The organism is Orbaceae bacterium lpD04 (assembly GCA_036251935.1).
Lineage (GTDB): Bacteria > Pseudomonadota > Gammaproteobacteria > Enterobacterales > Orbaceae > Orbus > Orbus wheelerorum.
In genome coordinates, this window is sequence record CP133967.1 from 1,838,130 (window position 1) to 1,852,458 (window position 14,329).

Sequence of the window (14,329 nt, forward strand, 5' to 3'; positions counted from 1 at the left end):
TTTTTTTATTCTTGCGTTTAACAAGAAAATAATATTTTTTCAAATTATATAACCGTTACATTATTTGCTGCTGGTCCTTTAGGGCCATCACCAATAGAAAATTCAACTTTTTGACCTTCATATAAGGTCTTAAATCCATCACCAATAAGTGATGAAAAATGAACAAATAAATCTTTGCTTCCATCATCAGGAGTGATAAAACCAAAACCTTTACTTTCATTAAACCATTTAACTAAACCTGTTTTCTTTGTCATTTCAATATATCTCTTAATAAATTAATTACAGCCATAAGGCGCACATGTGCTAGATTTTTACATTACAGAATTAAAAAATTAAGAAAATAGATATAAAACAAGAAAGGAATTATTTTTGACTAAAAACTAGGTATTCTAAATATTGTGTTAATGCAATTATCTGCTACGTCTATTAACTCATAATTGAGAGAATAATACAAGCTTTATTTTCAATAAAACCCGTTGTCTTTTTAATCTCTATATTAATTAATGTGTTGAATAAATGATATAATTGGTTTGTTAATTAAATTTTTCGTTAGTCATGCTATACTTCAGTTAATTATAAAAGAAATTAATTGTATATATGACATTCACAAATTTACAAAACCAACCCAAAAAAAAATTAGAATTAATATTTAGTGCTATTTTGTATGAAATTATCGGCTCTGTACTCGCCTCTATTTTATTAAAAATAATAAGTGACTACAACGCTATAGATACGTTCTTTTTAAGTGTTATGCTTTCATTTATCGCGCTATTTTGGAATATGATATTCAATCATTTATTTGATCGCTATTTGATTAAAAAGCAAGGCAACATTATAAAATCAGCTAAAGATAGGATATTACACGGATTTGGATTTGAGGCTGTTTTTTCTATTTTTGCTTTAACATTTATTATGTTTTACAAGCAAATTGGTCTTAAAGAAGCGTTCTTTATGGAGGCATTTTTCCTCATTTTCTTTTTAATTTATACCATGGTTTATACTTATATTTATGATCTAGCCCGAGGGTGGTTATTAACGAAACGACTTGTAAGCCCTACTCACTCAATTAATAATAAAAACCATTAGAAACAGTGAAGAATAGTGGTAACTCACGATAATATTTAACCAGCTAATGCTGGTTAAATATGACTAATAACTAGCGTTTATTTGATTTTAAGTTAACAATCGGGCGCTTCGCTTGGATTCTTTTCGGCTTACTTTTTTGCTGTTCAACACTTAAAAAACTTTTTTCTTCAGTTGATAAATGAACAAGCTCACGTAAATAGTTAACAGCATTGAGATCAAGCTCTGTCCAAGTACCTCTTGATAGCCATTTAGGTAACGAGATATTACCATAGCGTACGCGTAATAATCGGCTTACTTGCACCCCTACTGCTTCCCACATACGCCTTACTTCTCGATTACGCCCTTCTGTAATAGTGACATTAAACCATTTGTTTAATCCTTCTCCACCTTGAGACTTAATCGATTTAAATGCAGCGGGACCATCTTCAAGCTGGATACCTTTTTTAAGTTGAAAAATTTGAGCATCGGTTACTTGCCCAAAAACGCGTACAACATATTCACGCTCAACTTCATTACGCGGATGCATCAAGCGGTTAGCCAGTTCGCCATCTGTTGTAAATAGCAATAATCCTGAAGTATTGATATCAAGACGACCAATATTGATCCAGCGAGAATTTTTAACTTTCGGTAAATTAGTAAATACCGTTGCTCTGCCGTTAGGATCAGTTTTCGAGCAGATTTCGCCTTCTGGCTTATAGTAAGCAAGTACTCGACAAACGTCTTTGTCTTTTGGTCGAACCGTTATTACATTACCATTAATACGGATTTTGGGTTGATTGCGAATATCGATTCTATCGCCTAAAGTTGCAATCTTACCATCGACACTGATTTTTTTAGCAACAATCATTGCCTCAATTTCTCGGCGTGAACCATGACCAAAATTAGCCAGTACTTTTTGTAGTTTTTCAGTATTATCGTTAGGTTTTTTCATTTTTCCTCGTTACCTTCACAGGTATCATTAGTTAATAATCAATATAAAGCTATTTGATACAGCTTTAACAAAATTTATTTAAAAGGTGTCGTATCACCACTACCACTGCGAATAATATCGGGATAGTCATTAGTTAAATCAACAATTGTTGTTGGCTGCTCACCAATATAACCACCATGAATGATAGCATCAAGTTGATGGCCTATTTTTTCTTCGATCTCTTCGGGATCCGATTGGGCAAAATCATCATTTGGTAAAATTAAGGTCGATGTCATTAATGGCTCGCCAAGAAGTTCAAGCAAACTTAAATCAATTTTATTATCTGGGATCCTAAGTCCAATTGTTTTACGCTTTTCGTTCATTAAACGTCTCGGTACTTCTTTGCTTGCAGCTAAAAGAAAAACATAGCGTCCTGGCGTATTATTTTTTAATAAGCGAAATGTCGTATTATCAACATGTGCATACGCCGAAAGCTCGGATAAATCACGGCACATTAAAGTAAAGTTATGATTTTTATCGAGATTTCTAATTTTACAAACCCGTTCTAAGCCCTGCTTATTATCAAGCAGACAGCCAATGGAATAACCTGAGTCCGTTGGAAAAGCGATAACACCTTGATTTTTTAATATTTTAACAACCTGTTCTAATAACCTAGTTTGCGGGTTATCAGGATGAATATAAAACATTTGAGCCATAATTTAACGATTTCCCATTGAATTAATTTTATAAAGACCAGTTATGCCAAATTGGAACCACATTTTCCGGTAACGGCTGGGTTTTGCCAAGATCTAAATAGTTCATTGCATCATGAAAATCAGAACCTTGTGAAGCCAATAAATCAAAATCACGAGCACATTTCGCTAATATATTAAGCTCATCAACAGTTTGTCTACTTTGTGATACTTCGATTGCATCGCCGCCATGTTGTTTAAAATAACCGATCAAGGTACGCATTTTGCTTAATGTGAGGTCATAGCGTGAGGGATGAGCTAAAACCGCTTGCCCTTTAGCTTGGTGAATAACACAAATTGCCTCTTCTATTGTTGTCCATTTTGGCGCAACATAAGCATAACCTGATTTACCTAGATATTTTTTAAATGCCCGCTTCATATCTTTTGCATAGCCTTTATCAATTAAAAAACGGGCAAAATGCGCGCGCGAAACAATGTCCCCTTTAGCATAAATTTGTGCTTGCTCATATGCATTATCAATACTCACTTTTTTAAGCTTATAAGCAATCTCTTTAGCCCGTTCAATGCGTTGATTTTCTTGTGCATCTAATAACATATTTAATGGCTTACTTGTTACATCAATATTAAGCCCAACAATGTGAATTTCAGAATTTTTCCAACAAGTTGAAATTTCAACGCCATTAACTAAATGTAGCGGTAAACTGTGTTGCTTAATATATTGATGAGCAGCTAAGAGCCCTTTTATTGTGTCATGATCAGTTAATGCTAAGACGTTAACCTGATTATCGATGGCTCTTTGCATCAAATCGGCAGGAGAAAAAATACCGTCAGAAGCAGTTGAATGAGAATGAAGATCATAACAATATGATTGGCTAGTCATTAAATGGAATACATCTCTTTTTTACACTATAATTAGCTATTACAACAAAATAATAACGAAAATATTAACTTAACAGCACACTAAACTTAATAAAAGATTATTCTTTATAAAAGAAACGTGTAATATACCACACAAATTCGTTATTTCTCATTATATATTATTGTCATATAGGTTTACTATGAAAAAACAAATCGAGCTAGCCCAACAAGATACTTATTCTATTATTGAAGAACTGTTAAATGATGGTAGTGATCCTGATGCGCTCTATTTAATTGAACACCACATATCTGCAACTGATTTTGATACACTTGAAAAAGTGGCTGTTGAAGCATTTAAACTAGGTTATGAAGTTACTGACCCTGAAGACATGGATGATGAAAATGAGCAAGAGCTTGTTTGCTGTGATGTTATTGCTGAGATCCCATTAGATGGAGAGGTTATTAACGCCCAAATCGCCCAATTAATCGAACTAACCAATAAGTTTAGCGTTAATTATGATGGTTGGGGAACCTATTTTGAAGACGGCGAAGATGACGATGATGAATTTGAAGATGATGAAACTATCAAAGAAACATTTCACTAATTGTCCTAGTAAAATCGAAATGAATATATCTAAGCGTTTAAATAATTATTGATAACAAGCCTTAGTTTATCGAAATATAGCTGATATTAATAGCAGCTATATTTTGGATTTGGTTAATGTGTACGAGTTTAAATCGAATCTGATAGTTATCTGTTTTTTATAGTTATCTATCAGGTTTGAGCGAGTCGCTCTGATTTTAGGACCATTGAGTTGAACATTTAAACTATTTATATCTTGTTTTGAACCATTCTTTCTATCTATTATATGAAGCGATACCATTACAATTCCTTAACCTTTCATCTCTACATGAACTCAATCACATTGGTGAACTACATACGACTTTAATCTAAAATTTAGATAAATTTTCGCCAATCCTGCTACATAAAAAAATTATCAATTAAGTTTACATGTATTTTATTGATATAAAACAATCCCTTAACAAGCGCAATTCTTAAATTAAATATTACTTTAATACGAATGCACAAATAAATTCGCATAATAGCAAAGCAAATAACACAATAGTACTCATTGAATTTGAAGCTAATGAGTGACCGAACATCCCTTTTGAATTTGATTTTGTTATTAATTTGGCTTTGTGGGCTTGATGATAGATTTACTCTTTTTGAATATTATGACTACCAAATCAAAATATTGATATTCAATCATTAGGTATCATTTACTAATGATGAATTCTTAGCTTATTTTTTTGATGATATAAAGTAAATAAAACAATAAATAGATAATCTAATATTTAAAATGCGAAAGGCGGTATCAGTGATGCTGCAATAATAATTTAGCTTAATTATAAAAACGAATATAGCAGTTATTATGTGGTTTTAGTTAAAAAAAGAAATGTAGGGTTAGTTTTACTTACTTGCTAACATGATAATTTATTTTAAAAAAATTATATTATGATGTGATTTATTAAGAATAAATCTCAGCAAGTTTACAGTAGATTGATAAACTTACTGAGAATTAAGGTGTGACTAGCTATCAATTAATATTTAGTTTTCTGTATCAATATCTTCAAAATGTTTAACTAAATCATCAACGGCTTTCATCTGTTTTAAAAATGGCTCTAACTTATCTAACGGTAGCGCTGAAGGGCCATCACATTTTGCATGTGCTGGATCTGGATGTGACTCGATGAATAAACCTGCGATACCAATTGCCATACCTGAGCGAGCGAGCTCTGTCACTTGACCTCTGCGTCCACCTGACGCCGCGCCCATAGGATCACGACACTGTAACGCATGTGTTACATCAAAAATCACTGGTGAGCCTTTGCTAACCGTTTTCATAACATTAAAGCCCAGCATATCAACTACTAAATTATCATAACCAAAGCAGCTACCACGGTCACAAAGAATAATTTGATCGTTGCCCGCTTCTTCAAATTTTTCAACGATATTGCCCATTTGGCCAGGGCTTACAAATTGTGGTTTTTTTACATTAATAACTGCGCCGGTTTTAGCCATCGCGACAACTAAGTCTGTTTGCCTTGCTAAAAAAGCGGGTAATTGAATGACGTCAACAACCTCAGCAACAGGTTTACATTGCTCTTCATTATGAACATCGGTAATAATTTTAATACCAAATTGCGTTTTTAATTCCTGAAAGATTTTCATACCCTCTTCAAGGCCAGGACCGCGGTAAGAGTGAACAGATGAACGATTAGCTTTATCAAACGAGGCTTTGAAAACGTAAGGAATGTTTAATTTTTCAGTGACTTTGACATAATGCTCGCAAATTTTCATGGCTAAATCTCTTGACTCAAGGACATTCATACCACCAAAAAGTACAAAAGGAAGATCATTTGCAACCGAAATATTACCAATTTTAACAATTTTTTGTTTCATATTCTTTTCCTACTAGTTGTATTCAAAATTATGGTTTAAACCATCGCCCGACAGTTACACGTTCATTACCACTATAATCAGTATAGGTTCTTACCAATTGAAAACCACGCTGCTTAAAAATCGTTTGCACCGCCTCGCCTTGTTTCCAACCATGCTCAATTAATAACCAACCATATTGATTAAGGTGCCTTGTTGCACCTTGCACAATTAATTTAATATCCGCAAAACCGTCATCCTCAGAGACTAATGCACTACGAGGTTCATAACGAACATCACCTTGTGATAAATGAACATCGGTAGGATCAATATAAGGCGGATTACTTGTTATCATTGAAAACTTTCGCCCTCTAGTTGGTTTATACCAATTACCTTGCAAAAAGTAAACATTATTGGCCCCAATTTGCCTTGCATTAGTTTGGGCAAGCATTAAGGCTTCTTCACTTTTATCGACGGCAGTAAAAAGGCAATCAGGCCTTTCCGTTGCCATCGCAATTGCAATTGCGCCAGTGCCAGTACCTAAATCTAACACCTCACATGGGGTTTCAGGTAAGCACTCTAATGCTAGCTCAACGAGTTTTTCGGTATCTGGCCTTGGTATCAAAGTTGAGGGGGAAACATTAAAGTTAAGCGACCAAAACTCTTTTACGCCAGTAATGTAAGCGATCGGTTCACCTGCATGGCGACGACTTAAAAATGTATCTAACTGCGCTAACTCAGATTGCGTTAAAACTGTTTCACAAAAGGCCATTAAAAAGGTACGCGTTCGCCCCGTTACAAATCCTAATAAAATTTCCGCATCACGCCGTGGGCTATCGCCACCATTTAATCGTAGTGTTGCTTGCTTTAGCCAGTCTAAATAGGTCATTACTCTTGATCCGATAACGCGGCTAACTGATCTGCTTGGTATTCTTGTACAATAGGGTCAATTAGCATTTCGAGCTTACCTTCCATAACTTCATCTAAACGGTAAATAGTTAAGTTAATACGATGATCAGTCACTCGGCCTTGGGGATAATTATAGGTTCTAATTCGATCTGAGCGATCGCCTGAACCTAATAAGTTACGTCTCGTTGAAGCTTCTTCTTGTTGCCGCTTTTGTCTTTCGGCATCTTGAATACGAGCCGCTAATACTGACATTGCTTTAGCTTTATTCTTATGTTGTGAGCGCTCATCTTGACACTCTACCACAATGCCTGTTGGAATATGTGTTATACGAATAGCCGAATCCGTGGTATTAACATGTTGTCCACCTGCACCTGATGATCGAAAGGTATCAATACGTAAATCAGCTGGGCTAATTTCAGGAAGATCGGCCTGGGGAACTTCAGGTAATACGGCAATAGTACAAGCTGAAGTATGTATACGCCCTTGTGATTCTGTTTCTGGTACGCGCTGTACTCGGTGTCCACCTGATTCAAATTTCATATTACCATAAACATTATCACCGCTAACTAGTAATATAACCTCTTTATAACCGCCGTGTTCACCATCATTACAGCTTAAGATTTCAGTGCGCCAGCGCTTTGTTTCAGCATACTTGGTATACATTCTAGCTAGGTTACCGGCAAATATCGCAGCTTCATCACCACCAGTCCCTGCTCTGATTTCTAAGAAACAATTATATTCATCATTTGGATCTTTAGGCAGTAATAGTAACTGTAGTTGATTTTCTTGTTGTTCGATCTTAGATTTAGCTTCATCGAGCTCTTCTTGTGCCATTTCGCCCATTTCAGGATCAGATAGCATCATTTTAGCTGTTTCAATATCATCTTGTGTCGTCTTCCACTGCTCAAAACATTTAACCACGTCGGTTAATTGAGAATATTCTTTAGATAATGAACGAAAACGATCTTGATCAGAAATGACACTAGGATCTGACAAGAGTGCCTGAACTTCTTCAAATCGTTCAGTTAGTACTTCTAGTTTAGCAATAATGGATGGTTTCATATAAAGGGGGCGCCTTTTTTTAATCTATTGATTTTTTTATTAAAAATAATTACATGCAAATGTTAAGAACATTAACTTAAGCTAATGTTCTTTAAGACCAAGACCGTCACTCAATACTTTTAGACAATCACAGCAGTCTTTAGTTGCAGCATGAAGTAGTGTTTGAGTGGGAGCATGAATAAGTCGATTAGTAAGCTGATAGGAAAATTTAGTTAAAATATCGTCAACATCACCGCCTTGTTTAATGGCTAAGATAGCTTTATCCATTAGTTCAAGCTTAATGATTTCTGCTTGTTCACGATACTGCTTAATTAAATCAATTGCATTGCGTGAACGTAACCACTGCATAAATATTTCGGCTTCTTCTTCTATGATATATTCAGCCTCTTTAGCGGCAATAGCTCGCTGCTCAAGATTAGACTGTACCGTTTTTTGCAAATCATCAATAGTAAATAGGTGAACGTCAGTTAATTCAGCAATTTCACCCTCAATATCTCTTGGTACAGCTAAGTCGATAAATAACATTTTACTTGCAGCCGATTTTGCCTTACGTAAAGAGATTGACCTTTCGACCATTCCCTTACCGATAATAGGCAGTGGACTTGCGGTAGAACTAATAACGATATCCACATCTTTTAATCGAATGGGAATATCAGGCAGAGCGATAATCTCGGCGTCCATTAAATTAGCAAGTTTTAATGCTTTTTCTCGAGTTCGATTAGCGACAATGATTTTATTAAAACCATGTGGTTTAAGGTAACGAGCAATCAGTTCTATCGTTTCACCTGCGCCAACTAGCATGACATTTAAATTAGCCGCACATTGGAATAATTGCCGAGCAATAAGGCAAGCCGAATAAGCAACGGAGGCGGAGTTGGATCCGATATCGGTTTCGGTTCTAACTCGTTTGGCAACGTGAAAAATACGTTGAAATAATTTTTCCAGCTCACTAGATAAACATTTATTTTGTTGTGAATAGCTATAAGCTTGCTTCACTTGCCCAAGTATTTGTGGCTCACCAAGAATCATTGAATCAATCCCACTGGCAACTTTCATTAAATGCTCCGCCGCAGCTTTACCATCATACCAATAAAGGCAATCTTGATAATCACTCAATGTAATATGATGATATTGGCATAGCCACTGCTCAACGGAAGCTTTAATGCGAACCAAATCAGATTGATGCTCAAAGCCAACATAGATTTCAGTCCGATTGCAGGTAGACAAAATAACACAGCCACCAAGTAAAGGGTGTTGATGTAAGCTATATAGCGCTTTATCGATAGTGTCAGGAGAAAATGCGATTTTTTCCCGCAATGCGACAGGTGCTGTTTTATGGTTAATACCAAGAATTGCGATAGACATGCTCAATTATTTCTTTATTTTTACTAATAATATTAACAATATGTTATTGCAGGCAATTATACACAATAAAGCAAAAAAAGTTAATAGCTTAAAACAATGAAATACAATCGATTCCATTAGCCATGAGTATTGGTTATAATAATCCCATCATATCTTTGTTGTGGTGCCTTTCAAATGCATTTATTGGTTAAATTTTATAACATTATTGTTTTATTTCTTATTGTTACGTTAATAACAGCCTGTAGTAACACTGGGTTTGGGCTTAATCAAAAAAGCCAGCAAACTGCGAATGAAAAACATCAACAACAATTATCTAACTTAACGGCTTATCAAGCAATCGGTAGTTTGTCTTATGTTACCGATCGCTCGAAATATTACGGCCGATTTTTTATTAATCAAATTTCAGACAATCAATACCAACTTAAATTGACTACGCCAGTAGGTACCTCAATTTTTTCACTAACCGTAACACCTTACCTAGCCGAATTAACGGATAGAGATGGTAAAAAATATACTGATGAGAATGTTGAACGCCTAATGACAAAGCTCACTGGCATGAATATTCCATTTAAGTCTCTGCATAATTGGTTTAAAGGCATGTCTAATAATTTGGCAACAGATAAGTTTGATGCACAAGGTCATCTAATAAAAACAACCTTACCGCAAGATGATCAAAAATGGTTATTAACAATCAATAAGTATAACAGCTACCCACTTGCAAATAACACCATCTATCTGCCTGCAAGTATTGAACTTGTTAATAAAAATAATAAATTAAAAATGACCATTAATAACTGGAAACTTAACTAATATGCAAGATGCTGCATGCTGGCCGTCACCGGCTAAACTCAATTTATTTTTATATATTACAGGCCTTAGGGCTGACGGTTACCACAATTTACAAACCCTTTTCCAATTTATTGATTATTGCGATTATCTTTACTTTAAACCACGCATTGATAATCAAATTCACTTAATAACCGATGTTAAAGATGTCAAACATGATGATAATTTAATTATTAAATCAGCCAATTTACTACTCGAGTATGCTAAGAAGCAAGGGCTTGTATTACCCCAGATCTATGGTATTGACATTGCAATTGATAAAAAACTGCCAATGGGCGGTGGTTTAGGTGGTGGTTCATCTAACGCTGCAACCACATTAGTTGCCTTAAATCATATTTGGCAATTAGCATTATCAAAACAACAGTTAATGGCAATTGGAAGTAAGCTTGGCGCTGATGTAGCGGTATTTATTTTTGGTCATAGTGCCTTTGCAGAAGGGATCGGTGATAAATTACAGGCTATAAAACCGATTGAAAATTGGTACTTAATTATTAAACCCGATGTTGCTATATCAACTGCCTCAATCTTTACTCACCCTAAATTAAAACGTGATAGCGCAATAAAAAATATAACACAGCTACTTGCAAAGCCTTTTGCTAATGACTGTGAACCCGTAGTTTGTCAGCTTTATCCGCAAATAGAATATTTAATTAAGCTATTATCAGTTAAGCACCCTACTCGGCTAACGGGCACAGGATCATGTATTTTTTGTGAATGTGATAGTAAAGAGCAAGCTTTAGCTCTAGAGCAATATTTAAATCAGCATTTAGATGCTAGTAGTGTAGAGAGTTTTATTGCTAAAGGAATTAATCATTCACCACTAAGTCAAAAAATGCATTAATTTTCACTATAATGATACCTTACAACAACTTTTTAACGAAATCATTTTATTTGTACTATGCATTTTTTGTTAAACATTTATACTAGCTCACGTTTTGAAACCAATCGATTATTTAGTGGTTTAAAATTTGCCATAAAGAGACATAATATGAAAAAAATAATACCAATAGCGAGCTTATTATTATCTTCTAGCGCTTTCGCTGCTGAACATAATATTGGGATCGGACTAAGTGGTTCATGGGAACAATCACCTTATATTGGCGAAAAAAGGCAGTTTTCGCTGTTACCCCTCATTGATTATGATTCTCAGTATCTATTTATGTCTGGTACTTCTGGCGGTATTCATCTTTGGCAAAATGATAATCAACAATTCGATTTAGCCTTTGAATACCAATCATTTGAACTTAAACCCTCGGATAATGATGACTCACGCATGAAGCAGCTTGAGCGCCGTAAAGCGACACTTTTAAGCGGACTTGCCTATTCAATCATTACACCCTACGGGCAATTTTCGGCTGAAGCGTTAGTTGATACTTTAAATAATAGTCAAAGTATGTCAATTGATGTCGAATATGCGGGCTATTTACAACTTAGCGAACAATTAGCCCTGATCCCTCAAATTGGCGCAACATGGTACAATCATAAACATAATCGTTATTATTATGGCGTTAGTAATAACGAATCTATGCGAAGTGGCTTTGCAAGCTATCAGCCAAGCAGTAGTATTACGCCTTATATCACATTAACTTCCGTTTATAAGTTTAATCAGGCTTGGTCTGCGGTGTTTGAATATGATTATAATTTACTTAGCCATGAAGTAAAATCAAGCCCAATTGTTAATCGAACCAATATAAGTACACTAAGTGCGGGTTTGCTCTATTATTTTTAGTAGTGCTAAGTTTGCTGCATGTAGCATAGATGCTAATTGATTTAAATAAATCAAAGTAGTTAACAAGCTTCCACTCAACACAATCAAATTCCCCGTTAGGTAATGAGCTTTAACGGGGAAGGCTTTTATTTGATGGCTGGTTCCTTATTCGTCACCGCTTTTGGCGGCTCTTGCTGCATATTAAGATTCACATCTAAGCTATCACTAGCGGCTGTTGCCGCGTAATGATGTAGACCAAAATAAGAAATAGATGATAATAAATGCCCCATCACTTCGGCTAAAATAGCTTCATATTCAGCCCAAACACAAGTATTAGTAAAAGCATAAATTTGTAATTGCACACCTTCGTCAGTGATCCCAACTTGCCGTACTAATTGCGTGGTCGTACTATTTATTTTAGGGTGATTAGTTAAATACCACCGTGCGTACTCCATAAAAAGATCGCAGTTAGTCAGTTGATGCAGATTAATCGAAATGCTTTTATCAACACTGAGTGCATCATTACGTTTTTGGTATTCATGGCTCATTTTAGTAATATAATCATCTAATCCACCAACCTTTTTAAAATTCTCAAGCTCATCAGCACTTAAAAAACGAATATCATGGGATATAATCGAAAGATTACGAATAAATCGCCTATTGCCTGATTCCTGCATTGCCCGCCAATTTTGAAAAGATCCCGCAGCAAGTGAATAAGTGGGAACTGTCGTTAATGTGTTATCGTAATTTAAAATTTTGATTGTCGTTAATGAAATTTCTTTAACAATGCCATCTGCGCCATATTGTGATACGGTTATCCAATCACCTTCATGTACAAGGTTGTTCATCGTGATTTGTACACTACCAACAAATCCCATAACGGTATCTTTAAATAATAAGATTAAAATAGCGGAAGCAGCGCCAAGCGCTGTCATAACAGAAACTAAAGAACGATGAGTTAATATCGAAAAAATCAGTAAGCAAGCAATACAAATAAGAATGATGCGAATAACTTGCAAATAGCCATCAAAAGGAATGTTACTAAAATTACGTTTTTGGGCTAGTAATTTTGTCACTGTTTGTATAAAAGACATTATCACATTCATTATAATAAACACGATATAAATACTTAATATTGCTTGCATCACTAAAATCGAATTGGGGTAGCCGAAGAATACTAGTGGCACGAGTGATTGGATCAAGCCAATATTTACAAGCCAAATAACATGATGTAAAAAGTGATATTGCAGCATATATTTAAAGAAAGCAGAGTGTAACTTGTCGTTAGCTTTAATTAATAAAAATCGACAAACACTATGCGTAACTTTTTGAAAAATATAACTAAATATTAATAACACAATGATGGATATCGTCATAAAAGCAAAATCTTGCCATACATGAGGAATATCAAGCCATTTGATAAAACTCTGTATTATCAATGAAAATTCCAAAAAATCATGTTCGACTACTTGCATAACAAATACCCTATTCAAATATAATTTATATATAGTATTGTATAATAGATAATAAAAGTAAATAAGAATCAAATGGCTATATTAGTCTTGATATAAAAGTAGAAAAAGATAGTTATCATAAATACTCAATACCGATGTTGCACTGATGACGTATTCTTTTCGATTAAGTATTTATACCCTATGACTTATCAAAATAAGCAGGAACAGATAGTAAAAAACCAAACATCATAATAAATGATCAAATAGTGAATAAACATACATCAAAATAACACTTTTAAATACAAATACTCTTTTTTGTGTGATTTTACAATTTTTAAACAAAAATAAAATTGACAAAAATGTTGAAATTGAAAATAATAAAGTGCAATGATTTTTTTATTCTTTCATCTCTTCATTGCTTTAGCGAGCTATTTTATAGCTCGCTTTTTTTCTGTATTTCCATCCGTAAAATTTACGCTGAATAGCGAAATGCCTTAAAAAGAAGAAATCGAGACTTTGCTCAATAAATTTATAGACACTCTAATACTTTTAAAAAGTGATTTTCGTCGGCTATTATTATTTTTAATGTTAGATAATAATCACTGATATTGTGTTGTATAATGAATAAAACTGACAAGGCTTAGTTACAATGAAAAAATATATCTCAATATTATTGCTTGTTTTTGTTCCTGTTATTGCTATCGCAAATGTCGATGTAGCTAAAATTTATGGCAAAATAAAAATTGTTGATTCATTTCCCGACTATAAGGTTAAAGTCGTTAATTCATTTCCTGATTTTACCATTCAAAAAGTAAATAGCTTTCCGGGCGTTAGGTAAAATAGAATAAATAAAGAGTATCTTAAGTATATCGCTAAAAACTGATGCTGATAGTGATTAATTTAGATTGCACAAAATTGATTTCTACTCTATCTATTTTCATTTTAACTTTTAGATATAACTTAGTCGTTCAAAAGCTA

15 protein-coding genes are annotated in these 14,329 nt (G+C 34.3%); 6 read left to right on the forward strand and 9 right to left on the reverse strand.

The genetic code is table 11. The annotated features are described in order from the left end of the window. Nucleotides 1-44: 44 nt before the first annotated feature. A complete protein-coding gene (locus RHO14_08265; GenBank protein ID WVD70348.1) occupies nucleotides 45-254 on the reverse strand; it encodes a cold-shock protein in 210 nt (69 codons plus the stop codon). Between the two features lie 343 nt (nucleotides 255-597). Between RHO14_08265 and RHO14_08270 the strand changes: the two genes are divergently transcribed. After that, nucleotides 598-1,086: a PACE efflux transporter gene (locus RHO14_08270; protein WVD70349.1), complete on the forward strand. Its 489-nt coding sequence runs from the start codon at nucleotides 598-600 to the stop codon at nucleotides 1,084-1,086. 70 nt (nucleotides 1,087-1,156) lie between these two features. Here the strand turns inward: RHO14_08270 and rluB are convergent, their stop codons facing one another. From rluB to RHO14_08285, 3 genes are all read right to left on the reverse strand, one after another. Then, nucleotides 1,157-2,017, reverse strand: a complete 861-nt coding sequence (gene rluB, locus RHO14_08275; GenBank protein WVD70350.1) for a 23S rRNA pseudouridine(2605) synthase RluB — start codon at nucleotides 2,015-2,017, stop codon at nucleotides 1,157-1,159. A 74-nt stretch (nucleotides 2,018-2,091) separates the two neighbouring features. Continuing rightward, nucleotides 2,092-2,712 carry an L-threonylcarbamoyladenylate synthase gene (locus tag RHO14_08280; GenBank protein WVD70351.1) on the reverse strand — a complete coding sequence of 207 codons (621 nt, stop codon included), beginning with the start codon at nucleotides 2,710-2,712 and terminating at the stop codon, nucleotides 2,092-2,094. Between the two features lie 28 nt (nucleotides 2,713-2,740). Then, nucleotides 2,741-3,589, reverse strand: a complete 849-nt coding sequence (locus RHO14_08285; GenBank protein WVD70352.1) for a PHP domain-containing protein — start codon at nucleotides 3,587-3,589, stop codon at nucleotides 2,741-2,743. Between the two features lie 178 nt (nucleotides 3,590-3,767). On the opposite strand from RHO14_08285, the gene rraB reads away from it, so the two are divergent. Next, nucleotides 3,768-4,172, forward strand: a complete 405-nt coding sequence (gene rraB, locus RHO14_08290; protein ID WVD70353.1) for a ribonuclease E inhibitor RraB — start codon at nucleotides 3,768-3,770, stop codon at nucleotides 4,170-4,172. Between the two features lie 1,004 nt (nucleotides 4,173-5,176). Here the strand turns inward: rraB and kdsA are convergent. The 4 genes from kdsA to hemA form a co-directional block, all read right to left on the reverse strand. Then, complete coding sequence (gene kdsA / locus RHO14_08295) at nucleotides 5,177-6,031, reverse strand: 3-deoxy-8-phosphooctulonate synthase (protein ID WVD70354.1); 855 nt, start codon at nucleotides 6,029-6,031, stop codon at nucleotides 5,177-5,179. A gap of 28 nt (nucleotides 6,032-6,059) precedes the next feature. Further along, on the reverse strand, nucleotides 6,060-6,896 hold the full coding sequence (gene prmC, locus RHO14_08300; protein WVD70355.1) for a peptide chain release factor N(5)-glutamine methyltransferase: 837 nt from the start codon (nucleotides 6,894-6,896) through the stop codon (nucleotides 6,060-6,062). Continuing rightward, entirely contained in the window at nucleotides 6,896-7,978 is a 1,083-nt protein-coding gene (gene prfA, locus RHO14_08305; GenBank protein WVD70356.1) for a peptide chain release factor 1, read from the reverse strand. The genes prmC and prfA overlap by 1 nt, the downstream gene beginning before the upstream one ends. An 81-nt stretch (nucleotides 7,979-8,059) precedes the next feature. Continuing rightward, nucleotides 8,060-9,343 (reverse strand): glutamyl-tRNA reductase, encoded by a 1,284-nt coding sequence (gene hemA, locus RHO14_08310; protein ID WVD70357.1) that lies wholly within the window; start codon nucleotides 9,341-9,343, stop codon nucleotides 8,060-8,062. A gap of 174 nt (nucleotides 9,344-9,517) precedes the next feature. On the opposite strand from hemA, the gene lolB reads away from it, so the two are divergent. The 3 genes from lolB (at nucleotide 9,518) to RHO14_08325 (ending at nucleotide 11,918) form a co-directional block, all read left to right on the forward strand. Beyond that, nucleotides 9,518-10,153, forward strand: a complete 636-nt coding sequence (lolB, locus tag RHO14_08315) for a lipoprotein insertase outer membrane protein LolB (protein ID WVD70358.1) — start codon at nucleotides 9,518-9,520, stop codon at nucleotides 10,151-10,153. Nucleotide 10,154: 1 nt separating this feature from the next. Further along, nucleotides 10,155-11,030, forward strand: a complete 876-nt coding sequence (gene ispE, locus RHO14_08320; GenBank protein WVD70359.1) for a 4-(cytidine 5'-diphospho)-2-C-methyl-D-erythritol kinase — start codon at nucleotides 10,155-10,157, stop codon at nucleotides 11,028-11,030. A gap of 147 nt (nucleotides 11,031-11,177) precedes the next feature. Further along, nucleotides 11,178-11,918 (forward strand): MipA/OmpV family protein, encoded by a 741-nt coding sequence (locus tag RHO14_08325; protein WVD70360.1) that lies wholly within the window; start codon nucleotides 11,178-11,180, stop codon nucleotides 11,916-11,918. 125 nt (nucleotides 11,919-12,043) lie between these two features. Here the strand turns inward: RHO14_08325 and RHO14_08330 are convergent, their stop codons facing one another. Beyond that, nucleotides 12,044-13,372 carry a mechanosensitive ion channel gene (locus RHO14_08330; GenBank protein WVD70361.1) on the reverse strand — a complete coding sequence of 443 codons (1,329 nt, stop codon included), beginning with the start codon at nucleotides 13,370-13,372 and terminating at the stop codon, nucleotides 12,044-12,046. Between the two features lie 628 nt (nucleotides 13,373-14,000). On the opposite strand from RHO14_08330, the gene RHO14_08335 reads away from it, so the two are divergent. Next, entirely contained in the window at nucleotides 14,001-14,189 is a 189-nt protein-coding gene (locus tag RHO14_08335; GenBank protein ID WVD70362.1) for a hypothetical protein, read from the forward strand. Nucleotides 14,190-14,329 lie beyond the last annotated feature (140 nt).

Bases quoted from the DNA above. Each gene is read 5' to 3' on its own strand.
- RHO14_08265 (WVD70348.1), bottom strand. From the start codon at position 254: ATGACAAAGAAAACAGGTTTAGTTAAATGGTTTAATGAAAGTAAAGGT.
- RHO14_08270 (WVD70349.1), top strand. From the start codon at position 598: ATGACATTCACAAATTTACAAAACCAACCCAAAAAAAAATTAGAATTA.
- rluB (WVD70350.1), bottom strand. From the start codon at position 2,017: ATGAAAAAACCTAACGATAATACTGAAAAACTACAAAAAGTACTGGCT.
- RHO14_08280 (WVD70351.1), bottom strand. From the start codon at position 2,712: ATGGCTCAAATGTTTTATATTCATCCTGATAACCCGCAAACTAGGTTA.
- RHO14_08285 (WVD70352.1), bottom strand. From the start codon at position 3,589: ATGACTAGCCAATCATATTGTTATGATCTTCATTCTCATTCAACTGCT.
- rraB (WVD70353.1), top strand. From the start codon at position 3,768: ATGAAAAAACAAATCGAGCTAGCCCAACAAGATACTTATTCTATTATT.
- kdsA (WVD70354.1), bottom strand. From the start codon at position 6,031: ATGAAACAAAAAATTGTTAAAATTGGTAATATTTCGGTTGCAAATGAT.
- prmC (WVD70355.1), bottom strand. From the start codon at position 6,896: ATGACCTATTTAGACTGGCTAAAGCAAGCAACACTACGATTAAATGGT.
- prfA (WVD70356.1), bottom strand. From the start codon at position 7,978: ATGAAACCATCCATTATTGCTAAACTAGAAGTACTAACTGAACGATTT.
- hemA (WVD70357.1), bottom strand. From the start codon at position 9,343: ATGTCTATCGCAATTCTTGGTATTAACCATAAAACAGCACCTGTCGCA.
- lolB (WVD70358.1), top strand. From the start codon at position 9,518: ATGCATTTATTGGTTAAATTTTATAACATTATTGTTTTATTTCTTATT.
- ispE (WVD70359.1), top strand. From the start codon at position 10,155: ATGCAAGATGCTGCATGCTGGCCGTCACCGGCTAAACTCAATTTATTT.
- RHO14_08325 (WVD70360.1), top strand. From the start codon at position 11,178: ATGAAAAAAATAATACCAATAGCGAGCTTATTATTATCTTCTAGCGCT.
- RHO14_08330 (WVD70361.1), bottom strand. From the start codon at position 13,372: ATGCAAGTAGTCGAACATGATTTTTTGGAATTTTCATTGATAATACAG.
- RHO14_08335 (WVD70362.1), top strand. From the start codon at position 14,001: ATGAAAAAATATATCTCAATATTATTGCTTGTTTTTGTTCCTGTTATT.